This is a genomic window from Methanoregula sp. PtaB.Bin085 (assembly GCF_002067035.1).
In the GTDB taxonomy this organism is placed as follows: domain Archaea; phylum Halobacteriota; class Methanomicrobia; order Methanomicrobiales; family Methanospirillaceae; genus Methanoregula.
Genome location: NZ_MVQB01000013.1, coordinates 103,531 through 128,328, shown reverse-complemented (window position 1 = coordinate 128,328; position 24,798 = coordinate 103,531). Strand labels below are relative to the sequence as shown.

The 24,798-nt window shown below is 54.7% G+C and carries 20 protein-coding genes; 14 read left to right on the top strand and 6 right to left on the bottom strand.

The window, feature by feature from the left end:
* Nucleotides 1-31 precede the first annotated feature (31 nt).
* Both clpB and A4E33_RS01345 read right to left on the bottom strand, forming a co-directional pair.
* Nucleotides 32-2,623: an ATP-dependent chaperone ClpB gene (clpB, locus tag A4E33_RS01350; RefSeq protein WP_292345696.1), complete on the bottom strand. Its 2,592-nt coding sequence runs from the start codon at nt 2,621-2,623 to the stop codon at nt 32-34.
* A gap of 136 nt (nt 2,624-2,759) precedes the next feature.
* On the bottom strand, nt 2,760-5,156 hold the full coding sequence (locus A4E33_RS01345; RefSeq protein WP_292345694.1) for a CDC48 family AAA ATPase: 2,397 nt from the start codon (nt 5,154-5,156) through the stop codon (nt 2,760-2,762).
* Between the two features lie 189 nt (nt 5,157-5,345).
* Here A4E33_RS01345 and thiC point away from each other — a divergent pair, with 189 nt between their 5' ends.
* The 8 genes from thiC to A4E33_RS01305 all read left to right on the top strand — a co-directional run bounded on the left by thiC (nt 5,346) and on the right by A4E33_RS01305 (nt 12,542).
* Entirely contained in the window at nt 5,346-6,623 is a 1,278-nt protein-coding gene (gene thiC / locus A4E33_RS01340; protein WP_292345692.1) for a phosphomethylpyrimidine synthase ThiC, read from the top strand.
* A gap of 200 nt (nt 6,624-6,823) precedes the next feature.
* A complete protein-coding gene (locus A4E33_RS01335) occupies nt 6,824-7,546 on the top strand; it encodes a radical SAM protein (protein WP_292345690.1) in 723 nt (240 codons plus the stop codon).
* Nucleotides 7,543-8,091, top strand: a complete 549-nt coding sequence (locus A4E33_RS01330) for an AAA family ATPase (RefSeq protein ID WP_292345688.1) — start codon at nt 7,543-7,545, stop codon at nt 8,089-8,091. The genes A4E33_RS01335 and A4E33_RS01330 overlap by 4 nt, the downstream gene beginning before the upstream one ends.
* On the top strand, nt 8,088-8,861 hold the full coding sequence (locus A4E33_RS01325) for a sugar phosphate isomerase/epimerase family protein (RefSeq protein WP_292345686.1): 774 nt from the start codon (nt 8,088-8,090) through the stop codon (nt 8,859-8,861). The genes A4E33_RS01330 and A4E33_RS01325 overlap by 4 nt, the downstream gene beginning before the upstream one ends.
* Before the next feature lie 48 nt (nt 8,862-8,909).
* Nucleotides 8,910-9,848: a ribonuclease Z gene (rnz, locus tag A4E33_RS01320; RefSeq protein WP_292345683.1), complete on the top strand. Its 939-nt coding sequence runs from the start codon at nt 8,910-8,912 to the stop codon at nt 9,846-9,848.
* A 159-nt stretch (nt 9,849-10,007) separates the two neighbouring features.
* Nucleotides 10,008-11,861 (top strand): DHH family phosphoesterase, encoded by a 1,854-nt coding sequence (locus A4E33_RS01315; RefSeq protein ID WP_292345681.1) that lies wholly within the window; start codon nt 10,008-10,010, stop codon nt 11,859-11,861.
* Between the two features lie 221 nt (nt 11,862-12,082).
* Entirely contained in the window at nt 12,083-12,334 is a 252-nt protein-coding gene (locus A4E33_RS01310; RefSeq protein ID WP_292345679.1) for a hypothetical protein, read from the top strand.
* 19 nt (nt 12,335-12,353) lie between these two features.
* The gene (locus tag A4E33_RS01305; protein WP_292345677.1) at nt 12,354-12,542 is read left to right on the top strand and encodes a hypothetical protein; all 189 of its coding nucleotides are present in this window, start codon (nt 12,354-12,356) and stop codon (nt 12,540-12,542) included.
* 22 nt (nt 12,543-12,564) lie between these two features.
* Here A4E33_RS01305 and A4E33_RS01300 read toward each other — a convergent pair whose 3' ends face one another.
* Nucleotides 12,565-13,245 carry a hypothetical protein gene (locus A4E33_RS01300; RefSeq protein ID WP_292345676.1) on the bottom strand — a complete coding sequence of 227 codons (681 nt, stop codon included), beginning with the start codon at nt 13,243-13,245 and terminating at the stop codon, nt 12,565-12,567.
* A 147-nt stretch (nt 13,246-13,392) separates the two neighbouring features.
* On the opposite strand from A4E33_RS01300, the gene A4E33_RS01295 reads away from it, so the two are divergent.
* Entirely contained in the window at nt 13,393-13,650 is a 258-nt protein-coding gene (locus A4E33_RS01295) for a hypothetical protein (RefSeq protein ID WP_292345675.1), read from the top strand.
* Here A4E33_RS01295 and A4E33_RS01290 read toward each other — a convergent pair.
* The 3 genes from A4E33_RS01290 to A4E33_RS01280 are packed head-to-tail and all read right to left on the bottom strand — an operon-like array spanning nt 13,647 to nt 16,709.
* Nucleotides 13,647-14,474, bottom strand: coding sequence for a protein-glutamate O-methyltransferase CheR (locus tag A4E33_RS01290; protein ID WP_292345673.1), 828 nt, complete (start codon nt 14,472-14,474; stop codon nt 13,647-13,649). The genes A4E33_RS01295 and A4E33_RS01290 overlap by 4 nt on opposite strands.
* A gap of 21 nt (nt 14,475-14,495) precedes the next feature.
* A complete protein-coding gene (locus tag A4E33_RS01285; RefSeq protein WP_292345671.1) occupies nt 14,496-15,005 on the bottom strand; it encodes a chemotaxis protein CheW in 510 nt (169 codons plus the stop codon).
* A 36-nt stretch (nt 15,006-15,041) separates the two neighbouring features.
* On the bottom strand, nt 15,042-16,709 hold the full coding sequence (locus A4E33_RS01280; RefSeq protein ID WP_292345669.1) for a PAS domain S-box protein: 1,668 nt from the start codon (nt 16,707-16,709) through the stop codon (nt 15,042-15,044).
* A gap of 307 nt (nt 16,710-17,016) precedes the next feature.
* Here A4E33_RS01280 and A4E33_RS01275 point away from each other — a divergent pair, with 307 nt between their 5' ends.
* From A4E33_RS01275 to A4E33_RS01255, 5 genes are all read left to right on the top strand, one after another.
* On the top strand, nt 17,017-19,128 hold the full coding sequence (locus A4E33_RS01275; protein WP_292345667.1) for a methyl-accepting chemotaxis protein: 2,112 nt from the start codon (nt 17,017-17,019) through the stop codon (nt 19,126-19,128).
* 18 nt (nt 19,129-19,146) lie between these two features.
* Nucleotides 19,147-19,719 carry a chemotaxis protein CheW gene (locus A4E33_RS01270; protein ID WP_292345665.1) on the top strand — a complete coding sequence of 191 codons (573 nt, stop codon included), beginning with the start codon at nt 19,147-19,149 and terminating at the stop codon, nt 19,717-19,719.
* 58 nt (nt 19,720-19,777) lie between these two features.
* Nucleotides 19,778-22,372 (top strand): Cache 3/Cache 2 fusion domain-containing protein, encoded by a 2,595-nt coding sequence (locus A4E33_RS01265; RefSeq protein ID WP_292345663.1) that lies wholly within the window; start codon nt 19,778-19,780, stop codon nt 22,370-22,372.
* Between the two features lie 24 nt (nt 22,373-22,396).
* Nucleotides 22,397-22,948 (top strand): chemotaxis protein CheW, encoded by a 552-nt coding sequence (locus A4E33_RS01260; RefSeq protein WP_292345661.1) that lies wholly within the window; start codon nt 22,397-22,399, stop codon nt 22,946-22,948.
* 113 nt (nt 22,949-23,061) lie between these two features.
* Nucleotides 23,062-24,738, top strand: coding sequence for a methyl-accepting chemotaxis protein (locus A4E33_RS01255; RefSeq protein ID WP_292345659.1), 1,677 nt, complete (start codon nt 23,062-23,064; stop codon nt 24,736-24,738).
* The last annotated feature ends 60 nt before the right edge of the window (nt 24,739-24,798 follow it).

Below are 24,798 nucleotides of genomic sequence, written 5' to 3'. Positions count from 1 at the left end.
TTCTCCTGTGCACGCCTTCCCCGCGAACGTGTCATGCGTTCCTGAAGACGAGGGATCCATCCTTCTCATCAACGACTATCCCCTTCTCCTTATGTACTTTTCCTTCAAGGATCATCCGTGAAAGATCATTCAGGAGGTTCCTCTGGATCAGCCGCTTGATGGGCCGGGCGCCGAACTGGGGATCAAAGCCGCGCTCTGCGATGAAGCCGATCGCCTTCTTCGTGGCCTCGAGCCGGATCTCGTTCTTTGCCAGCATCTTCCGGATCACGTCGATCTGGAGTCCGACCACGGTACGGATTTCATCTTTCGTGAGAGGCTTGAACATGATGACTTCGTCGATCCGGTTGAGGAACTCGGGCCGCAGGGTCTTTTTAAGCAGATCGAAAACCTGCACACGGGTCCGATCGAACAGCTCGTCGCGGTTCCTGTCGGTGACATGCTCGAGGTTCTCCTGGATGAGGGATGATCCGATGTTGGAGGTCATGATGATAACGGTATTCTTGAAATCCACGGTCCGACCCTTGTTGTCGGTCAGGCGCCCGTCATCAAGAACCTGCAGAAGGATGTTGAAGACATCCGGGTGAGCCTTTTCGATCTCGTCAAGCAGTACAACGGAATAGGGTTTCCGGCGGACCGCTTCCGTCAGCTGCCCGCTCTCGTCATATCCCACGTAGCCCGGGGGGGCGCCGACCAGGCGCGACACGGTGTGGCGCTCCTGATACTCCGACATATCGATGCGGACCGTGCTGTTCTCGGAGCTGAACAGGAATTCCGCCAGCGCTTTGGCAAGCTCAGTCTTCCCCACGCCAGTCGTCCCAAGGAAGAGGAACGAACCGATCGGGCGCTTTGCATCCTGCAGCCCGGCCCGGCTCCGACGGATAGCATTGGCAACTGCCGCGATCGCTTCATCCTGCCCGACAACCCGTTTATGCAATTCGGCCTCGAGGCTGAGCAGTTTCTCCCGCTCGCTCTGAAGCATACGGCTGACCGGGATACCGGTCCAGCGTGAGACCACCGCGGCAATCTCCTCGGCGTCAACCTCCTCGTTCACCATCGCGGAGTCCTTCTGGAGCACAGTCAGCTTCTCCTTCAGGGATGCGATGGCCTTCTCCATATCGGGGATACGGCCGTAGCGGATCTCCGCCACCTTCCCGAGTTCTCCATCGCGCTCGGCGCGATCAGCCTCGAATTTCAGGTTCTCGATCTCGTTCTTCCTGGACTGGATCTGCTCGACAAGGTCCTTCTCTGCCTGCCACTTGGCCTTGAGGCGGTTACGTTCCTCAGTGAGGTTTCCGATCTCGCTGTTAAGGCTTGTCAGCTTCTGCTGGTCCTTCTCCCTTTTTATCGCCTCCCGCTCGATCTCCAGCTGACGGATTCTCCGTTCAATCGTCTCCAGTTCCTCAGGCACAGAGTTTATCTCGAGACGGAGTTTCGCTGCTGCTTCATCGATCAGGTCGATCGCCTTGTCCGGGAGGAACCGGTCTGATATGTATCGCTGCGATAATTCGACGGCTGCGATTATGGCCTCGTCCTTAATCCGGACGTGGTGATGGGTCTCGTACCGCTCTTTGATGCCCCTGAGGATGGAGATGGCGTCCTGGGCGTCGGGCTCGTTGACCATCACGGGCTGGAAACGCCGCTCGAGCGCCTTGTCCTTCTCGAAGTACTTCTGATATTCCTTCAGTGTTGTTGCGCCGACGACATGCAGCTCCCCCCTCGAGAGTGCCGGCTTGAGGATATTGGCGGCATCCATGGCGCCCTCACCGGCGCCTGCCCCGACTAGGGTATGGATCTCGTCGATGAAGAGGATTATTTCCCCCTCGGCACCAATCACTTCCTTGATCACGGCCTTGAGCCGCTCCTCGAACTCCCCCTTGAATTTCGCCCCGGCAATCAGTGCCCCCATGTCAAGGGAGTAGATCTGTTTGGTTTTCAGGTTGTCCGGGACATCCTCATCGATGATCCGGTAAGCGATACCCTCGGCAATCGCAGTCTTTCCTACACCGGGTTCGCCAATGAGGATAGGATTGTTCTTCGTCCTCCGGGAGAGTATCTGGAGCACGCGCCGGATCTCCTCATCGCGCCCGATCACCGGATCGAGTTTCCCGTTCCGGGCGAGATCGTTGAGGTTCCGGGAATATTTATCCAGGGCGTTGTAGGTCGCTTCAGGGTCCTGGCTGTGAACTGTCGAACCCCTGCGCAGCTGTGTGATGGCCGCCCGCAGGTCTTTCTCGGTCACCCCGTTCTCCTTCAGCAGCCGCGAGGTGTTGTCATTGATGGAATAGACGGCGAGGAGGAGGTGCTCGAGCGAGACGAATTCGTCATGGAACTCCTGGGAGAGGGCCGTTGCCTTCTGCAGGGCTTTGGTAGCTTCCCGTGAAAGGAACTGCTCCCCGCCACTGACCCGGGGCAGCGCCCCGATCAGGCGATCGAGCGCCGGCATAAAGACATCGAGATTCACCTGCAGCTTTTTGAGAAGATACGGGATGACGTTCTCATCCACCATCAGCATACCCTTCAGGATATGGGACGTCTCGACAGCCTGATTCTGCTGCGCCGCAGCAATCTCCGTTGCTTTCTGGACGGCTTCCTGGGATTTTATCGTGAAGTTATTGAAGTTCATGCGTTTCCCCCTCCGGGTCGCTGCCGGAATCTATCCCGGGAACGGTATCTTCCCCGGGCAGGCCCGATGATTTACTTTAGGTTAGTATAGTCAAGTATATAAATTATTTGTTCGGGGCGGTTGGAGAGGAAGGGGATTATCGGGAAGATAGTTTGAGTGGTCCGGCGGACAGCAGATGGCGCAGTTCTGCCGAATCACGCTGGAGGGCTTCGAATGATTTCTTCGCAGAGTACAGCTGTTCCTTTACGGAATTGGCAAGCGTTTCTGTGGCAGGAGGGAGGGTACCCGTGCTTCTTAGTATCTCTGCCTGCCTGACAAGGCCGGAAGCCTGATGCAGGATCTCGCGTTTCCCCCTGCTGTACAGCAGATTCCAGGACATCTCCTCATGCCGTTCAAAATCAGCACTGTCGAGCGATCCCTTCATGGAATCGAGGGCTGCCTCCAGGTGGCGGCCGGTCACCCTGAGGGACGAATCATCCCCGCCCATTCTGATGAGTTCATCCACGAGCTGTGCTTTAACCTCCCTGACCAGCGCCTCGAGATCCGCACCGACAAAATATCGCGTCCTCCGGGCAAGGTCCTCGATTCGAATTTCCGGATCCAAGTAAGCTTCGAGATCCCTCAGGTAAATACCGAGAATGGATTGTCGGGCTGCCTCATCGGGAGGGGGAATATAAAGATGCTGCTCAAGCCTTCCTGGCCGCAGAAGAGCAGGATCGAGCAGATCGGGCCGGTTGGTGGCGCCTATGACGATGATCTCTTTGAGTTCCTCCACACCATCCAGTTCGGTCAGGAACTGGCTCATCACGCTCTCCGTCACATGGGTGGAGTCCTCAAAGGATCCCCGCTTCGGGAAGAGCGCGTCGATCTCGTCGAAGAAGAGGATACACGGTGCGGACTGCCGGGCCTTCCGGAATGCCTCCCGAACATGTTTCTCCGAATCCCCGACTCCCTTGGAGAGCAGCTCCGGGCCTTTGATCGAGATGAAGTTCATCTGACGCTTGGCAGCAATACCTTTAACCAGAAGGGTTTTTCCCGTTCCCGGAGGGCCAAATAACAGAATACCCTTAGGGGGCCTGAACCGGAGAGTTTCGAAGATGCCGGAATATTTCAACCGGCCTTCGATGTTCCGGACCAGGACCTCCTTGACCTCGTCGAGCCCCCCGATATCCTCCCAGGGTACTTCCGGTATCTCGATGAGGACATCCCGAAGGGCGCTCGGCTGAACAACCCGGCGTGCAGCATCAAAATCGGCCTTTGTCAGTTTCAGCTGGTCGATCACCTCGCCCGGGATCTCCTTGTTAATATCAATCAGCGGGATGATCTTACGGATTGCGTTCATAGCCGCTTCCTTGACGAAGAGGGCGATATCTGCTCCAACGAAACCGAAGGTCGTTTCAGCAAAATAATCGAGGTCTACATCGTTGCCCAGGGGAACACCCCGTGTATGGATCTGGAAGATCTCGAGCCGGCCTTTCTTATCCGGTATTCCGATCTCGATCTCCCGATCAAACCTGCCACCCCTCCGCAGGGCTGGATCCAGGGAGTTGGGAAGGTTCGTCGCGGCAATGACGATTACCTGCCCGCGTTTCGTCAGCCCGTCCATGAGTGCAAGGAGCTGCGCAACCACCCGGCGCTCAACCTCCCCGTGGACGTCCTCCCGCTTCGGTGCAATGGAATCGATTTCATCGATAAAGATGACCGACGGGGCGTTCTCGTCAGCCTCGTGAAATTTATCCCGAAGAGCCTTTTCGCTGTCGCCGTAATATTTACTGACAATCTCAGGCCCCGAGATCGAGATGAAATGGGCATCAACCTCGTCGGCAACCGCCTTGGCAATAAGGGTCTTGCCGGTTCCCGGGGGGCCCACGAACAGGACACCGCGGGGGGGCTGGATCCCCAGTTTCTCAAAGATCTCGGGATGACGAAGGGGCAACTCGATCACTTCACGGACCAGCTGGAGCTCCCGGCCGAGGCCTCCAATATCCTCGTAATGGACACCCGTCGGTTCCTGTTTCTTCTCTTCTGTGCTGTACGGTTCCTCCCTGAGTTCGATCTCTGTGTTGTCAGTAACAATGACGATTCCCTTCGGATCGACCCGGGTAACGACCAGGTTGATCGAGTTGCCGATGACGTCGATCCGTATAATCTGACCTTCGATCACTGATCTGCCCCGGAGCAGGCGGGAGAGGTACTGGTCGCCTCCCACGAGGCGCAGCGGCTGGGTAGGCTGAAGAGTGATTTTTTTGGCATAGAATGCCTTTGTCTTGCGGATCTGAACCTTATCGTCAATCGCAATCCCGGCATTGCCCCGCAGGTTACCGTCAATCCGGAGAATGCGGTAACCGGTGTCCTGGGCGAACCCCGGCCAGATGATTGCTGCCGTCTTCCGTTTTCCGCTGATCTCTACGATATCGCCCGAAACCAGATCGAGATCCTTCATCACCTCAATACTCAAACGTGCGATGCCCTTCCCGGCGTCATCATGCGAGGCTTCCTTGACAGTAACCTCCTGAAAGCCATCATCGGTCATTGTTACACATTCCCAAGTATGTTAGGGTTGGGCTGAGAAATTATAAAATGGCAAGTAGCGGCAGAATCCCGCAATTCAATTTATTTTTCCTTATTCCAAACCAACTTTACTTGTGAAGAAGACAAGCCGGATTTATTCCAGAATCGGAAAAACAAGCCTTTATCTTGTCTTTGCCGCAACGGGTATGGTATGAGTATACTTGCTGATGCCAAGCGGGGCATCGTAACTGAAGAGATGCGGACTGTTGCGGCGCAGGAAGGAGTAACCGAAGACTTTGTCCGGCGCAGCGTTGCCGGTGGACACATCGTCATCCCAATCTCCCCCTATCGGAAGGTGAAGATCTGCGGGATTGGTGAAGGACTCCGGACCAAGGTGAATGCGTCCATCGGCACATCGACGGATATCGTCAATATCCCGGAGGAGATCGAGAAGGCGAAGCAGGCAGAACTCGCCGGTGCCGATACCCTGATGGAACTCTCAACAGGAGGAGATTTTATCGAAATCCGGAAACAGGTTATCGCCAATACCACGCTGTCGGTCGGCTGTGTTCCCCTGTATCAGGCCTTCATCGAGGCTGCTGTCAAAGATGGCGCTGTTGTCCACATGAAGGAAGATGATCTCTTCCGTATCACAGCTGAACAGGCAAAACTGGGAACGAACTTCATGGCCATTCACACCGGTATCAACTGGGAGACCGTCAAGCGCCTGAAAAACCAGGGGAGACACGCGGGACTTGTCTCGCGGGGCGGTGCCTTCATGACCGCATGGATGCTCCATAATGAAAAAGAAAACCCGCTCTATTCCGAGTTCGACTACCTTCTCGAGATCATGAAGGAGCACGAGGTCACGCTCTCGATGGGCAACGGAATGCGCGCAGGCGCAATCCATGATGCGACCGACCGGGCCGGCATCCAGGAACTCCTCATAAACGCGGAACTTGCTGACAAGGCACACAAGCAGAACGTGCAGGTCATTGTTGAAGGTCCCGGCCATGTTCCGATCGACGAGATTGCAACCAATGTCCAGCTCATGAAGAAGGTCACGAACAACAAACCATTCTACATGCTCGGCCCCATTGTTACCGACATCGCGCCCGGATACGATGATCGCGTTGCCGCTATCGGGGCTGCCATCTCTTCATCGCTCGGCGCTGACTTTATCTGTTATGTCACTCCTGCAGAACATCTTGCCCTCCCCACACCCGAAGAGGTGTATGAAGGCGTCATGAGTTCACGGATCGCTGCACATGTCGGAGACATGATCAAGCTGAAGAAAACCCGCGGTCTCGATCTTGAGATGGGACATGCCCGCCGTGACCTTGACTGGGCCCGCCAGTTCGCGGTTGCGATGAATCCTGCCCGCGCCCAGGCTATCCGGGATGAGCGGATGCCAGCTGATACTGACGGATGCACCATGTGCGGGGACTACTGCGCCATCAAGATTGTCAACCGGCACTTCAAATTCTGATACCTATCCTTGTATACCCCCATTTTTGGTCAGTGTTCCAGGTCCGTGCCCGACACCCCATGCATCAGGGTCATCTGTTCAATACGCTCATATAATGTCGGTACTAAAATATTCCGGCACGGTGGTTCTGTATCAGGGTAAATTTCGGTGGATTCGTTTCGCTATCGACCGTTGACTGGCGCGGAAAGGCAGTATGTACAGTGTTCCTCCGCGGCTGCCCGCTCAGGTGCTCCTACTGCCAGAACGAGGCTATCCAGACCGGGGAGGATTTTCGCGATACCGGGGAGATAATGGACATGATCCGCACATCGGCACCTTTCATCAGCGGGGTCATGTTCTCCGGGGGAGAACCGGCAGCCCAAAAAAACGCCCTCGTTGCCCTGGCACGGGACGCCAAGAACATTGGGCTCCTCGTTGGGATTCAGACCAGTGGCCTCTTCTCCGACACGCTTGACAATTTGATCCGCGAACGGCTTGCCGATAAGATCGCCATTGACTACAAGACCCGGTGGGAAGAGCCCGGGGTCTGGGAGCCGGAATGTGCCCTTCTCCGAGGAAAATATGAGAGGAACATAAAAAAGTCCATTGCTCTTTGTAAAAAGGCATCCGCTGAAGGCCGGCTGGCCGAATTTGAGATTGTTATTACAGTATTTCGGGAAAATGAACAATACATCAGGAAGATCTCGGATGAGAATCCCGATGTTCCCCTGGTACTCCAGCAGGGGGAATACAAAATCCCCATGGTAACAGCTGATGTTGTCAACATGACCGAATATATTTCCAGAAAACAGAACCTGATACAGCAGTACACTCCCATGACTCTTGAAGAGATCGAGAGGATAGCCGAGACTCTGAAGCGGGACGTGAGGATACGCACCCGCCAGACCGGCGAGATCCTGTTCAACCGGAGGTTCCTGTTATGAAAGTGATCGGCGTGGTCGGGCTTCCCGCAAGCGGCAAGGGCGAGTTTTCGAACATCGCTGCAGCAATGGGTATCCCGGTCATCGTCATGGGGGACATGATCCGGAGAGAGGTACAGCGGCAGGGACTCGAGCCGAACGATACGAACTTCGGTGACACAGCAAACCGTCTTCGTGCAGAGGGGGGTATGGACGCGATTGCGAAACTGTGCATTCCCGAGATCCGGAAGCAGTCCGCGCCGCTCGTGCTTGTCGATGGTATCCGCGGAGACGCGGAAGTGTCGCTCTTCCGGCGCCATTTCCCCGGCTTCATCCTGATCAGCATCGATTCATCGTTCGACACCCGGCTGGCCCGGATAACAGCCCGGGCAAGGTCCGACGATTTCACTTCAGCTGAAGCCCTCAGGAACCGTGACGAACGGGAACAGAAGTGGGGCCTTCTGAAGGCACTGAACAGCGCAGACCGGCATATCGCCAACGAGGGATCGCTCGGGGAATATACGCGGGCCGTCCGCGATCTGCTCGAAGAGATAGGACGGGATCCATGACCCTGAAACCATATTTCTCGTCGTCGTCGAAGGTATGGGACGATATCACGTGGGTGTACGGGATCGAGGACGCCGGCTACGAAGGATGGGAGATAGTCGGTGACGGCAACTACCGGCTCGACAATCCTGCCTGTTTTGCGAAGATCGAGGAGGTCATCGCAAGCACGAATCTCGGAGTGACCGTTCATGCACCGTATGGTGACCTGAACCTTGCGACCCTCAACGATCCGATTTGGAGGGAATCGATCCGGCAGATCAGCACCTGCATCGAGCACGCTTCGCGAATCACCGACCGGGTCACCTTCCACCCGGGATACATCTCCCCCATCGGCAAGATGATGCCCCAGAAGGTCTGGGACCTCCAGAAGGAGGCCCTCCGCCAGATCGGGAAAACTGCAAAGGAGCACTCCGTCCTTGCCTGTCTCGAGAACATGATCAGCCTCAAGGAGTTCCTCTGCCGGCAGCCGGAGGAACTGATCGGCATGACGGAAGGAATCGACGGCATCGGCATGACGTTCGACTTCGGCCATGCCAACACGCTCGGGATTGTCGACCGGTTCCTCCCGTTTGTTGGGCGTGCAAACCATATCCATATCCACGATAATCACGGGGTGTCCGACGAACACCTGCAGCTTGGAGCCGGAACCATCAACTGGGAAAAGACCGGACGGCAGATCGCTGCACAGTATTCGGGAGTCATTGTTGTCGAAGGCCGGTCTCTGGATGAGGCAAAGGCCAGTCGCAGCATGATCCGGAGGTATTTCCTATGAGCACCGTGCATCGTAAACAAATGCCAGAAAATCACGGGGGGATTTTCCTTGAGCGGTGAGACACTTCAGGTATATTTCCTCGGGACTGCCGGAGCGTTGCCAACCCCTCAGCGCAACCCGCCCTGTATCATGATCCGTCGCGGTTCGGATACGTTACTCTTTGACTGCGGAGAGGGAGCGCAGCAGCAGATGATGCGTTCCCGGTGCGGATTCACTGTCAATGCGATCTTTGTCACGCACTGGCATGCGGACCATTTCCTTGGGATATTCGGCCTTGTTCAGACCATGTCCTTCAACGGGAGGACGGAGCCTCTGACCATCTATGGCCCTGACGGGATCCATGAATTTACCGGTATCCTGAAAACCGTGGCACGGTTCAACCTCAAGTTCCCTCTGGAATCCGTGGAACTGGCAGCCGGTTCTTGGGTACGATTTGACGGGTACACGGTTACAGCATTTGCCGTCAGCCATGGTATGCCCGCCCTTGGGTATGTCCTTGAAGAGGATCCCCGACCGGGACGTTTCAACCGCGAAGAGGCAATTGCCCTTGGTGTTCCGCCGGGTCCGCTGTTTGGCAGACTCCAGCGGGGAGAGACCATACGACTCGGAGCCGGAGAGTCCGCGAGGGAGATCCGGCCGGAACAGGTAATGGGATCCGCCAGGCCGGGTCGCAAGATTGTCTATACCGGAGATACCCGGGCGATCCATGATCGCATCAGGGACATAGCCCGCGATGCAGATCTCCTTATCCACGATGCCACCTATGACGAATCGGAAGCGGAACGGGGAGCAGAATTTTATCATGCAACTGCACGACAGGCTGGCGAAGCCGCAACCGTACTGAATGCCAGGACACTCGTCCTTATCCACACAAGTTCACGGTACCCTGATGCCCAGGCGCACATCAGCGATGCGAAATCCGCATTTGCCGGCCCGGTTCTGGCCCCGGACGACCGGGATATGGTCGAGATCCCGTACAGGGACTGACCGAACGGCCTGAATGCCGCGTGTATTTATAACAAGCATATTTTACCTGAGGACGCCCATTCATGATCATACAGCACAGTATCAATACCGCGTAGGGTTGACGATACCAATACCATATCGCAACAATATGCACGAACGCTTGTGTGTGGAGTGAAGACAATGCAAAATAACGACGAAAACGATGTTCTTGTCTACCGGCTGGGAGCGGGATGTGACCTTGCCGATGTTGTTGAAGGCAGTATCTACCAGGGCAGGGTCCAGGGTTTTGCCAATTTCGGCATGTTCGTCCAGATGAATGACCGGATCAAGGGCCTTGTGCACAAGAGCAATATGAAAAGCGACCACAAGGAGAGGGATTCCATTCTTGTCAGGGTCCGCCAGATCCGTCCCAACGGCAACATCGATCTCGAAGAAGTAACCATTCAGGTCTACCAGGTCCAGAACGTTGAACGGAAATCGACCACGGTCAGGATCGCCGACCTCTCCGGAAAAGTCGGCAGGACTGTTGCCATTGAAGGGGAGATCGCCCAGATCAAACAGACCAGTGGTCCGACAATCTTTACCATTGTCGATGAGACAGGTACCCAGAACGTTGCTGCTTTTGTCGAAGCGGGGGTGCGGGCATACCCGGATGCCGAACTGGGGGACATCGTCAAGATAATCGGCGAGGTGATGATGCGGAACAACCAGCTCCAGATCGAAGCAGACATGCTCACGATCCTCTCCGAAGATCTTGCGGCAACGGTACGGGATCGGATCGAGCAGGCACTGGATATCCGATCGGAACCGAAGGAAATTCCCCTTCTGGTGAAGAGCGACGTGCTTGAAAGGCTCCGGCCTGAGATGCGGAAGGTCGCAAAGATCATACGGAAGGCTGTATTCACCTCCCAGCCAATAATCCTGCGTCACCACGCGGATGCGGACGGAATCTGTTCTGCCGTCGCCATTGAGCAGGCAGTTGTCGGGTTGATCCGTGAGAGTGGCGGGGACTTCGATGCGGATTATTTCCTGTTCAAGCGGGCCCCCTCAAAGGCACCGTTCTACGAGATCGAGGACATCACCCGGGATCTGGATTTCTCAACCAAGGACCATGTCCGCTACGGACAGAAGATGCCGCTCGTGCTCCTCACCGACAACGGATCGACAGAAGAGGATGAACCGGCTTATAAGATTGCCAGCGTGTACGACATACCGTTCGTGGTCATCGACCACCACCACCCGGATGGCACCATCGACAAGTATCTCCAGGCCCATGTCAATCCCTATCATGTTGGAGGAGATTTCGGCATTACAGCCGGTATGCTGGGAACGGAAGTCGCACGGCTCATCAACCCGAAGGTTGAACCGCTCATCCGCCATCTTCCGGCCGTTGCCGGTGTCGGAGACCGGAGCGAAGCTCCTGAACGCAAGCTTTTCCTCGAGCTCATCAGGGACCAGTACACGGAAGAGGCATGCAAGGATATTGCCCTTGCCCTTGATTACGAACAGTTCTGGCTCCGGTTCAACGACGGGCGGGAGATCGTCAAGGATATCCTGAACATTAACGGCAATACCGAACGTCACAAAAAACTCATCAGCCTCCTTGTTGACGGCGCAAACACCATGATCGAAGACCAGATGAGTGCCTGCATGCCCCACGTTGTACCACGGGTACTGAAGAACGAGGCCCACCTGTTCCTCATCGATGTCGAGATCCATGCGCACAAATTCACGTTCCCTCCCCCGGGAAAAACCTCCGGTGAAGTACACGACCGTCTCTGCAGGCAGAATGCCGGAAAACCGGTTGTCACGATCGGTTTTGGTCCGGATTTCGCGGTCCTCAGGTCGCGGGGCGTTCTCATGAACATTCCGCGGATGGTCCGGGAACTCCATAACGAGATCCCTGGCGGCGGAATCAGCGGCGGCGGGCACCTTGTTGTCGGAAGCATAAAATTCGTGGAAGGCATGCGCGATGTGGTTCTCGAAGCACTGATCCAGAAAATCGCCGAGGCTGACATACAGAGATCCCTCTGATTGAGGGTATTTTTGAAAAATACCCTCAATTTTTGCCCGGATACCCAGCCCCGGTATTCCGGTAAACAAGCCGGCAAATAGGGAGCGGGAAATCCCTGATATATGCTTTCTGGTCGAAATTACGGTCAAGACAAAGAAAAAAGACCGTAATTTTGACCCTAATTTCCGTTATGTATATATAGCAGTTGATCTATATGAGTTTTTAAGCGCTGAGGCACACCATGTCAGCAACGAAACGATTACGTGAGACTTATAACGACACCCAGCACAAGATTGTCCAGTACCTCAACTCCGGTATAACCAAGGGAAAACACTACTTCAAGTCAAAATACATCGCAAAGGACCTTGGATTATCACCCAAAGAGGTCGGGACAAATATGGCTATCCTTGCCGACAGCTGCAGGGAACTTGCCATTATCCGGTGGAGCTATTCGAACAGTACAACGTGGATGGTCACTCCACGGGCAATCTGATATCATCTTCTTTTTCATCATGGAAAAAATTCTGGAGTTCGAGTCAGCGATAGAGTTCGTGGCAGATATCAATGATAAAAAAGACTGCCTGATGTCGCAGGACCCGACGCAGGACAACCCGGGGGCACTCTGGTTTAACATCGATATCCCCAAGGGGCACTGCCTCAAAGCCGGCGATCGCATCCGGATTACCGTAGAGAAAGTCTGATCCTCCAGGCAGGGAGATCCGGTTATTGTTGTATCAGGATCTCTTTCTTTTGTGCTTCGGATTGTTCGAAGTACTCGCGGGATGTCTGGAGATCGATCCGACTCCCCTGGATATCCGTCATGCTGATGATAAGGTACAGGGGAGTATTTGAGGTCTGTATCTTTTTATATGTCATTCCCGGATGATTAAGTTCCACACCATCGATTACGGTTCCGTTTGCAGCATAACATAAAGCCATCCGGAAATTTGCTACACTCGGGGTAACGTTATCAATGACCCGGATATCCATGGTCCACACCGGGTATGGAACCGTAAAAACCTGGCTCAGCCCCCCGCGGGATTCCTCAAGGTATGCAAATGTAACCGTATCCTGACCAGGACGTCGTATGTCCGACTCCCCGTATATATCAAGCCGGTCGGGGAGCTTTACGACAGGGTACGTAAACGGCTTATTTGTATAGAGAATCCTGACAGGTCGGGATGGCATGTTTGGCGAGACTGTTGTAATTATTGGGGATTGCACCGTCGTTGTTGGTATGGATTTCTGGATCGTTGGCAGTGGAAGCGGCTCTGTCGTTGGAAGAGACGTCCTGCCAGCAACAGGAGAAGTAAAACCGGTTATAGTCTGGGGATTTACTATCAGTGCCAGGATAAGCACGAGGACAAGCCCGCCGGCAACCGTCAGAATATCCCCTTTTTCCACAAAAGTACTGGGTCATTACGTATTAAAAAGCACGGGATCCTGCCGGAAATACGGCAGGGATGCACGAATGAACGGTTTTTTGTTGAATCCCCTCCCGGACGCGATATACAACCGGGGATTTATTATGACATGGACAAATACCGGTGTATGGAATTGCCCGGCCTCAGGACATGGATTGTGTTTTACCTGATATCCTTCGTCGTCCTGTTATGGGCAGCGTTTTTGTCTGCGCAGGGTGTCATGCTCTGGGTCAGCCTTTTCCTTGTTATCATCATCGTCGGACTTAATTTTTATACCGTCTACCGGCAGGTCCAGCAGCATGCCTCGCGGGATGCGCTCCAGAAGAGCCTGACGGAAGGATTTGAACGTGATACACAAGAACAGGATGATCGGGAAAAGCATTAAGGTGTTTTTGGCTGCAGGGGCTTCTCCCGCTTCATGAATATCTTCTGGGCCGTATTCTTGGGAGTGAACAGGTCTTCGACCTGCCGGCCAAGGTATTCTGTCTTGCCCATGATATAATACCCGTCGGAAACAAGTGCTGAGTGGAACATGCGGGTAAGGTCATCCTTCTGTTTTTCCGTAAAGTAGATAGTCACGTTCCGGCAGGTAATGAGATCAACGTACCGGACCGGGGGAACGCCGCTCATAAGATCATGGGGCCTGAACCGGAGCAGTTCCCTGAGGTGCGGCTTGACTTCATACAGGCCGTCAGGACGTTTTGTGAAATGGCGCTGGACCTGAACGGTCGGGAGTTTCTGGATGGATTTCTCCTCGAATATACCGGCTTTGGCCTTGGCAAGGACGACTTCATCGATGTCTGTTGCCGTGATGATCCCTGACCAGTCCTTGTGGTTGACGAGCGCATCATGGAGCAGGATGGCAAGTGTATAGGGTTCCTCGCCGGTAGATGATCCCGCACACCAGATGGAGATACGTTTCTTCTGCGCAAACAGGGAGGGCAGGATGACATTTTTCACCTCGTCCCAGACCTCCTTGTCGCGGAAGAATTCCGTGACGTTGATGGTCAGGGCGTTGCGCAGAGGTTCTGTTTCCTGAGGGTGGCTTTTTAAGTATTTCAGGTAATCCGAATAGTTCGTGGTATTGGTCGAACGCATGCGGGAGAGGAACCGCCGCTTGATATAATCTTCCTTGTAATTCGAGCACTGGATCTTCAGCAGCTGTTCAACATGGCGTTTTAACAGGACAAAGTCGGCAGAATCATCCATGGAAGGCATCCCTGATGATACCTAGTTCCTCTCTATATCCTTAAACATCTTATGGATGTCCAGCCAGATAACGAGAGTTTTACGCCCTCCCTCCTTCGTCTCCTGGTCCTGGGTAATGATTCCCTTGATGTATTTTGTGTCGTTTCCCGCGATGCTGTCAGTCATGCAGTCAACCTGTGATGCGGAGATCTCGGTTACGCTGCTCACGTTATCGACAATCATGCCGACATTGTTTCCCCCGGCCGCTTCGGGCATCAGGACAATAATCTTCTGGTCCTTTGTTATCGGCCTGGCCGGGATTTTCAGAAACGTGTTCAGGTTGACGATATTCACGATCTCACCGCGGAGATTGATAACACCGGTAATATGGACCGGTGCCCGGGGGATGACCGTGATAGGCATCATCTCGACAATCTCGCGGACGATATTGATGTCCAGCGCGTAATTCTCCGCCCCCATGGAAAACTCCAGTACTTCTGCTGAATCCCCTTTCATGCACCCGCTTGCATTTGAGCTGCTGTCTGCCTCCATAATGACACCCCGTGTTCAGTATATTCAGATACGTTCTCACATCTTCCGGAATAACCCGTCCGGTACCAGGATTTCAAAGCGCACTCCTTTTCCAGGCTCGCCGGTCTCCCGTATCGAGAGACCGGTTATCGCAAGCACCTCGCGGGAGAAGAACAGGCCGTAGCTGATACGGCCCTGCCGTGTGTGCTCGAAGACCAGTTCCTTCTCTTCCCGGGGGATCCCAACCCCGTCATCCTGATACACGAGCACCAGGTCCTTCCCCTGCATCTGGGAATAGAACCGGATGCTCGTTGCCCTGACACCGTGCTCCAGCGTGTTCTCGATCAGGTTGGCAAAGACCCGTTCAATGAGATCGTCGCTGAAGACTTCGGTATTTTTTACGTCGGCAGTGATAGCAATGCTCCCCAGGGGGAGCGTCGCTGCTGCCGCAAGGAACCTTTCGCCGATGTCCTTCCACTTTGGAGGACGGACACCGATATTCTGGTAATAGCGCGTGAAATTGATCTGGTGCTGGATCTGCGCAATGGTCTTTTCCTGCAGGTCTATGAAATGGATCAGTTTGTCAGTCTGGGGCTCGTTCCTGATAATTTCAAGGGACCCCTGCAGTTTTGTCAGGCCGTTCAGGATATCATGGCGGGTGATGCTGTTTAAGAGGATTATCTGACGGGTGGCATGCCTGAGGGCATCCTCGACCCGTTTCCGTTCATGAATATCGGCAATGACTCCATGGAAACCGCCCCTGCCGGGCTTGTCGGAAAGGGACTTGCCGGAGACCTGGACCCAGATAACGGACGAATTCTGGGTTATCAGCCTGAACTCAAAGGGCCCTGCAACACCCCGGCGGGCCAGATCGAGCCCGGTCTCGAATGGCACCGCGTCCTCTGCATAAATGAACTCCTGGATCCGTTTGCCCATAAGGTCCGATGGGGCATACCCGGCAAGGTTCCGGATTGAGGGGCTCACGTACGTTATCAGGTCCCGGTCATTCAGTGTGAAGATAACTTCCGAGATATTCTCCACCAGTGCCCGGTATTTGGCTTCTGATTCGACCAGTGCCTTCTCCACTTTCCGGTGCTCGGCTGCCCTGCGCTCGAGATCGGTCATCTCCGGCATCGTGCCGGCATCTCCGGCATGCTCCTGCAACCGGGCTTCCGTGTCGTTTTCGGGAAGGTGAGGGAGCTGTTCGAAGATCAGGCCAACCCCCCTGCCGCCCTGTTCGAGCGTCAGCGGGATCATCTTCAGCCGGAACTTTTCTTCACGGTTGTTTATCACCAGCTTTGTGAGATACGACTCCTCCTGCCCGTCGCGGGCTTTCATGAGGAGATCCAGTGCGGCCTCGTCAATATACCTGCCAAACGGTGACTTGTCAACCGGTTTATCCATAATCTCGTCACGGTTCAGTGACAAAAGAGAGATGAGGACATTATTGATCTGCTGGATGGTAAGATCGTATGTGAGTATGACGATACCATCCTGCCAGAGGTTCAGAAAATTGGACATGGGGAGCCGGGGCACGAACGTGAAGATCTTGGCCGGCCCCAGATTCCGCTTCTTGATCTGCCCGGATGCGATCAGGAAGTTCAGGTATTTTGCCGCAGTTGTCCTGTTGATGGAAAGCTGCCGTGAAACCTGTTCAATGGTGAGACCGGACGGGTTCTTTACCAGCAGATCAATAATCCGTTTGGTTTCCTCTTCGCGCACCATGAATCTACGTCCTGAACACTCGATGGAATGTATTCGTGGAGAATCCATTCCTACGTAAGTATTCATCATTATTGCTCAACATTAATAAACATTGCTTTTGATGAGTGTTGGCCGAACATTTATATACGATGGCCAACGTAAGTCTATGTTACCCTTGACTCTTTAATGAGCATATATGATGATGAAATATGGGATGTGGGGTGTGCTCGCTGAAGAGAACGGGAAGAACGGGCGGTGTGTGTGACACCTGTTCAGGGGATTGCCGGTGCCCTGAGCCCCGGTACGAGAGACAGATGTGAGGGTGTGTATGAGTTTCATTGATGACATGAAAATCGGGAAGAAACTGATCGGCGGTTTTGTGATAGTCCTGCTTATCATGGCTATGATCGCCGCGTACGGATACATGAGCGCCCAGGACGCGGCATCGCGTTCCAAAGTGATGTACGAGACGAACCTTGCCGCTATCGATAAAATGGGTCTTGTGAGTGCAGATTTCCAGCAGATGCGTGCAGAGATATACCGGTATATCTACGTACCGGCCGCACGATCTGCTGCCACTACGACCATTGACGGTCTGAAAGCGAGCATCAGGGCTAACATAGATAGTTACAGCAACCTGGATCTCACCGACAAGGACAAAGCGGCCCTGAATTCGTTCGAGACAAATTATGCCACGTTCATCACGGAGTACGACAAGACAATCAAGGCCGCAGATGCCAACGATATGAAGACAGTCGATGCACAGCTCGCGGCAGGATCTCCATTAATCACCTCCCGCACGAATGCTGTTGCTGCCTACAAGGAGATCATCAAGCTCAACCAGGATAATGCCGCTGCACTGAACAAGGCATCGGGCGATGCCGCAGCAGCAGCAGCGCTCTATATGGCAATCCTGTCCATCGCCGGCATCCTGATCGGGATCGGCGTTGCTCTCTATATGGCAAGGAGCATCACGGCACCGATCGAACAGGTCGGAAAGAACCTGAAGGAACTGAGTAACGGGCATCTTGGCAACCGTCTGAAGCTCTCCCGCAAGGATGAGATAGGCGAGATGGCTGCAGTTATGGACCAGTTCTCGGACGACCTCCAGAACAACGTCATCGGCACGATGAAAAAGATTGCAGACGGGGACCTCTCAACTGAATTAAAAGCAAAAGATATTCAGGACGAGATTACCCCCGCTCTCATGACCACAACGAACTCGCTCCGGGCGCTTGTCTCCGAAGCCGGCATGCTCTCCAAGGCCGCAGTTGCCGGCCAGCTCTCGACACGTGGCAATGCTGACAAGTTCAAGGGAGGATACCGGGAGGTCATCGTAGGGATCAACCAGACGCTCGATGGCGTGGTTGCCCCGGTCAACGAGGCCATGAGGGTATCCGGCGAATATGCACAGGGCAACTTCACCGCACGGGTTGACGAGAAACTGAACGTGCAGGGCGACTTCGTTAAGTTCAAGGAAGCGCTCAACAACGTTGGAATCCAGGTCTCGAAAGCACTCACCATCATCAACCAGCAGGTCGGCGACCTTGCGGCAAGCGCGGAAGAAGCGAATGCAAGTGTCGAAGAGGTCTCGGCCGGTTCAGCGCAGGTGGCGAAGAACGCAAGCGGCGTTTCCGTGAATGCCGAGAAGGCGACGCAGGGCGTCGAACAGGTGCAGAAGGCCATGGAAGACCTCTCCCGCACCATCCAGGACGTTGCAACCAAATCAGAGCTGGTTGCAAAGATCGTGCAGGACACGACCAACTACAGCCGCGAGGGAATGGAACTCGCCCGGAAGACCGAGCAGGGCATGCAGGGCATCACCAAGTCCTCGAATGATGTCAACCAGATCATCCTCGAGATCAAGGCCCAGATGGACAAGATCAGCGAGATCGTCAATCTCATCACTGACCTTGCCAACCAGACAAACCTGCTCGCGCTCAATGCGGCAATCGAAGCGGCCCGTGCAGGTGATGCCGGCCGCGGGTTTGCGGTTGTCGCGACTGAAGTCAAGTCGCTCGCGGTCGAGTCCCGAGCATCAGCCGAGCGGATATCGGAGATGATCGATAACCTCCAGAAGCAGACCCTGAGTGCCGTCGACGCCGTCTCGGCTGCAAATACCGGTGTCAAGGAAGGGAGTGCCGCACTCCATGAGACACTGACGAGCTTCAACAACATCGTAACATCCATCGACAAGATCAGCCAGAACGTGAGTGACGTTGCTGCAGCCGCAGAAGAGCAGGCTGCATCGGTTGAGGAGGTCACGGCCAGTGTCAATGAAGTAGGCGGCCTCATGCAGAACACCACGCGGGAGGCAACCGATGCTGCCGCAGCAAGCGAGGAGTCAAGCGCAGCCATCGACCAGATCACCAAGGTCGTGGCCAACGTCAACACTATCGTCGACAAGGTGACAAAGGAAGTCTCGCGGTTCAAATGCTGAGACGCTGAGGGTATACCCATGACAAAAAGTACAGGTGATAAAGGGGATTCAGCCACTCCGGCCGGGCCTGCCCCGGTCGTACCGGCGGAACAGGCAGTGCCCGGAAAAACCGGAAGCCGAACGGGCGGAAAACTCCAGGTTGTCGAGTTTCTCCTCGGAAAGGAGCACTATGCAGTCGATCTGTTCGATGTGCGGGAAGTGGTGGAATATACCTCCATCACCCAGCTTCCCAATACCCCGTCCTATATGAAGGGTATTATCGACCTCAGGGGCGAGATCACGACCATCATAGATCTCAAGGAACGCCTGAACATCGTTGAAAAATCCAGCCAGCCGATCGAGAACAGCCGGATCATTGTCCTTGACGAGAAACTCACGAAAGCCAAGACCGGCATCCTTGTTGATGATGTGCTCGCCGTTTCCACGTTCGAGCATGGAGACATCGATTCCACTTCGGCTTCCGGAGCAAAGGATGATGCAGCAATCCTCGGCATCATCAAGAAGAAACTGAAGGAGAAAGAGCAGGAGAGGAACGAGCTGATCATCTGGATCGACATCCGCCATCTCCTGGCGGATATCGGACAGGGGTAAAAACCTGGACACAGCGGGGTAATCTCCCTATTTCGGAAAACCACAACGAGGAAAAATAATGAGCGAATTAACCGACAGATTCAATCGCATGAAGATCGGGACAAAGATCCTGATCATCTGCCTTATCCTTGTCATTGTCCCCACCCTGATCATCGGGACCGTGGCATACTTCACGGCCAGCAACGCAATCAACGACCAGCTCGACATGACCCTGAACACGCAGGTGAACGATGTCAGGGCGATGACCTCCAACTCCTACGACCTGTCAAAAACCAAACTTGACGGCGATCTCAACCTGCTGCGGAACCGTTTTACCGCATATGGCACACCCTCCATTACCGGGGGCAAGATTGCGTATGGCAGCCATATAGTCAATGATAATTTCCAGGTCGTGGATTCTATCGAGAATGACATGGGCAGCAAGGCTACGGTATTCCAGAAAGTCGATGGCAAAGCCATCCGCGTTTCAACAAATGTCATTGGTGCTGACGGCAAGCGTGCAATCGGAACCGAGATTTCAAGCGCCGTGTACGATGTTGTCATCACCAAAGGGCAGACCTACTATGGCACTGCTGACGTTGTCGGAAAGAAATACGTCGTAGCCTACGAGCCGATAAGGAACGCCAACAACGAGATCATCGGTATCCTCTTTGTTGGTGTTCCTGAAGACAATGTCTACGGACCGCTGAAAAAGGAAATTCTCGGTGCAAAACTGGGGGCGAGCGGGTACCTCTATGTCATGAACAGCAAGGGCGACCTCCTCATCCACCCCACATCGCAGGGACAGAATCTCGGGAACGAGGACTTCATCAAGACCATCATCGCCAACAAGGAGAAAGTCAAGGAAAACACCGACCGCATCACCTATATCTGGCAGGGAAAGAACGCGGTCGCGTATTATACGTATTTCGCACCTCTCGACTGGCTGATCGTAGCCCGTGTTGATCCGTCGGACTTCAGCGGGCCGGTCGACAACCTGCGGAATATGATCATTATCATCCTTGTGCTCAGCATCGGCGCCGGATCGTTCATTGCCCTGCGCTTTGGCAATTCCATTGCCCGAAGGATGGGGGACCTTGTCACACTTGGACGGAAGGTGATGGCCGGGGACTTCTCGGGTGCGGCAATGGAGATCGACAAGAACGAGCGGATGGTGAGCGGAGGTGACGAGATCGGCGAGGTCTCGGAGGCATTCACCGGGGTTGTAAATAACATCCAGCGTTTCAGCGACGAAATTACCTCCATCAGCACCGCAGCCGTCCAGGGTAAACTGACTGCACGCGGAGATGCCGGGAAGTTCGAGGGCGGATATGCAACGATGATCCAGGGACTCAACAGCACCATCAACGCGGTCGTCGGCCATCTCGATGCCATACCAGTCCCGGCATTCATCATCAGCAAGGACTTCACCATCCTCTATGCCAACAAAGCCTCGGCAGCCATGGCCGGCTCAAGCCCGGCCGAGATGCTCGGATCCAGGTGCTACGACCACTTTAAAACGCCGGAATGCCGCACGCAGAAGTGTGCCTCCGGCCAGTGCATGATCTCCGGCAGGATGACATCCTCCGAGACGGTAGCTTCCCCCAGGACCGGGAAGAAACACGATATCGCGTATTCCGGCGTACCGATCCTGGACGGGAGCGGCAACGCGATCGGGGCCATGGAGTTCTTCACGGATCTCACGGACATCCGTGAAGCCGCACGGCAGGCACAGAAGCGGATCGATGACGCACTTGCATTCATCAACGGCGAGATGGGCAAGATCCAGAACGGCACGGAACAGGCCAACGCCAACGTCGAAGAGGTCTCGGCCGGTGCCGGGCAGGTAGCGAAGAACGCGACCGCGGTCAGCGTTAATGTCGAGAAATCCCTGGAATCGGTGATGCAGGTCCAGAAGGCAATGGAAGACCTGTCCCGCACCATCCAGGACGTGGCGACCAGGGCAGAGTCGACAGCAAAGATCGTCCACGACACCTCGGACTACAGCCGTGAGGGCATGGAACTTGCCAAGAAGACCGAGACCGGTATGCAGGGTATCACGAAGTCATCGAATGACGTGAACCAGATCATCCTCGAGATAAAGGGCCAGATGGACAAGATCTCCGAGATCGTCAGCCTGATCACGGACCTCGCCAACCAGACCAACCTGCTGGCGCTCAACGCGGCAATCGAAGCAGCCCGCGCGGGTGACGCAGGACGCGGATTCGCTGTCGTGGCATCTGAAGTGAAATCACTCGCGGTCGAGTCCCGTGCATCCGCAGAGCGGATCGCGGACATGATCGAGAAACTCCAGGCCCAGACCAACAGTGCCGTTGATGCGGTATCTGCATCGACTGCAGGCGTCAGGGAAGGGAGCGCTGCCCTCCAGAACACGATTGCGAGCTTTACCCGGATCGCGGATTCCATCGAACAGATATCGCGGAATGTCGGGGATGTTGCATCCGCAACGCAGGAGCAGGCTGCCTCTGTCGAAGAGATCACCGCGAGCGTGAACGAGGTCAACGGTCTGATGCAGAACACTGCCAAGGAATCCACAGATGCTGCGGCTGCAAGCGAAGAATCATCCGCCGCGATCGAGCAGATCAGCAAGGTCATTGGCAATGTGACCGTCATCGTCGACAGCGTGAAGAAAGAGATCAACAGTTTCAAGTGAACCGGAGAGGGAGAGGGTTCAGGTATGACAACAGCAGGTCAGCAGATCATGAAAAACCCGGCCACCGCGGCTCCGGTACCAGGAACAACCAGCGCAAAAACGGCAGGAAAGACATTCCAGGTGCTGGAGTTCCTCCTCGGCAGGGAGCACTTCGCCATCGACCTGTTCGATGTCCGCGAAGTTGTAGAATACACGCCGATTACCCAGCTGCCCAACACGGCGTCCTGCATCAAGGGCATCATCGATCTCCGGGGCGAGATAACCACGATCGTGGATCTCAAGGACCGGCTCCATATACCCATTGATGCCTCCCGGAAAGATGAAGACGGCCGTTTCATCGTCCTTGATGAGAAGCTGACCGGGGTCAAGACCGGGATCCTCGTCGACGACGTACTCGCGGTCTCGACCTTTGAGGAGGAGGATGTCGACAAGACTTCAACGGCCGGGGCCGAAGAAGATGATGCTATCGTCGGTATCATCAAGAAAAGGTCAAAGGACAGAGAGAACGAGGTCAGCGAGCTTATCATCTGGATTGATATCCGCCAGGCGATGAGCATCATGGAGAAGAAAAAGTGAAAAAACGGCGGAGGTGATGGGATACGATCCCTGATCCGCCGAAAAACAATGGTACCTGATTTCAGCAGGTACGAAAAATCACAGGTAAAAAAAAAACAAGCAGGTTTGATCCAATGGAAAGTATCGACAACATGCCACTGGGGAGAAAGATTCTTGGATCCTATCTCCTCTTAACAGTAATTTTTCTCATTATTGCGATTCTGGGATTCAGCAGTATGGGTACCGCAGGCGCTGCAGGATCGGGGTACACGACTATCCTGATCGTGAGCATTGCGGGTATCATCGCATCCGCCGCGATGGGCGTTGTGATGACCGAAAGCATAAGCGCTCCCATTAGGAAGGTCTCTGCAAACATCCACGAGATCCACATGGGCCATCTCGGCGAGCGTATCGGCCTCAACCGGAAGGACGAGATCGGCCAGATGGCTGAAGAGATGGACAAGTTCTCAAACGACCTCCAGAAATATGTCATCGGGACTATGAAGATGATCGCAGACGGGGACCTGAGCCGGGATCTCAAGGCACGGGACCCCCGGGATGAGATCGTCCCGGCGCTCAAGACCATGACCGACACCCTGCGTGCCCTCATCGCCGAATCGAACAAGCTCTCGATCGCGGCAGTCGAGGGAAAGCTCTCCGTCCGCGGCGATGCCAGCAGGTTCAAGGGAGGATACTGGGAGATCATCGCAGGTATCAACAAGACCTTTGAAAATGTCGTCATTCCTCTCAACGAAGGTATCCGGGTAGCCGGTGAGTATGCTGAAGGCAACTTCACGGCACGGTTCGATGAAAAGGTCAAGGTCCGGGGTGATTTCAAGAAATTCCGTGAGTCCCTGGACCGGATCGGAACCGACATCTCCGCTTCGATGATATCGATCAACCAGCAGGTGACAAACCTCGCCGCCAATACAGAGGAGGCAAACGCGAGCATCCAGGAAGTATCGGCAGGATCCAATCAGTGTGCGATCAATGCCTCGAGTGTCAGCCAGAATGCTGACAAGACGACGCGGGGGATGCAGCAGGTCCAGCAGGCAATGGACGATCTCTCCAAGGCCATCCAGGAGGTTGCGCTGAAATCCGAATCCGTTGCACAGATCGTGACGGACACGACCGGATACAGCAGGAACGGAATGGAGCTCGCCAAGAAGACAGAGCAGGGCATGCAGGGTATCACCCGGTCCTCCGGTGAAGTCAACCAGATCATTAGCGAGATCAAGGACCAGATGGATAAGATCAGCGAGATCGTCAACCTCATCACCGACCTTGCAAACCAGACCAACCTGCTTGCACTCAACGCTGCAATCGAAGCTGCACGGGCCGGCGAAGCAGGACGCGGGTTTGCCGTCGTTGCAACGGAAGTAAAATCGCTTGCGGTCGAGTCCCGCGCATCTGCCGAGCGGATCTCCGGCATGATCGAAACGCTCCAGACCAAGACCAACCTGGCCGTCGAGGCCGTCCGTTCATCGAACCAGGGGGTCAGGGATGGCAGCCTGGCGCTCCAGGAGACGATCTCCAGTTTCAACCTGATTGCAGATTCGATCGACAAGATAAGCCAGCATGTCACCGAAGTGGCGGCGGCGGCCGAAGAACAGGCTGCATCCATCGAGGAGGTGGCGGCAAGCGTCAGCGAGGTATTGAACCTTGTCGAAAAGAGTTCAAAGGAAGCCCAGGATTCAGCCGCTGCCACCGAGGAGTCGAGCGCGGCAGTCGACCAGATCACGCATGTTGTTGGCAATATCAACCAGATCGCAGAGAAAGTATCCCACGAAGTAGCGAAGTTCCGGTGCTGACGGGACAACCATCTCCCGTTCCAAAAACGGATCAACCTTTTTCCAAGCGTTTACCCGGTA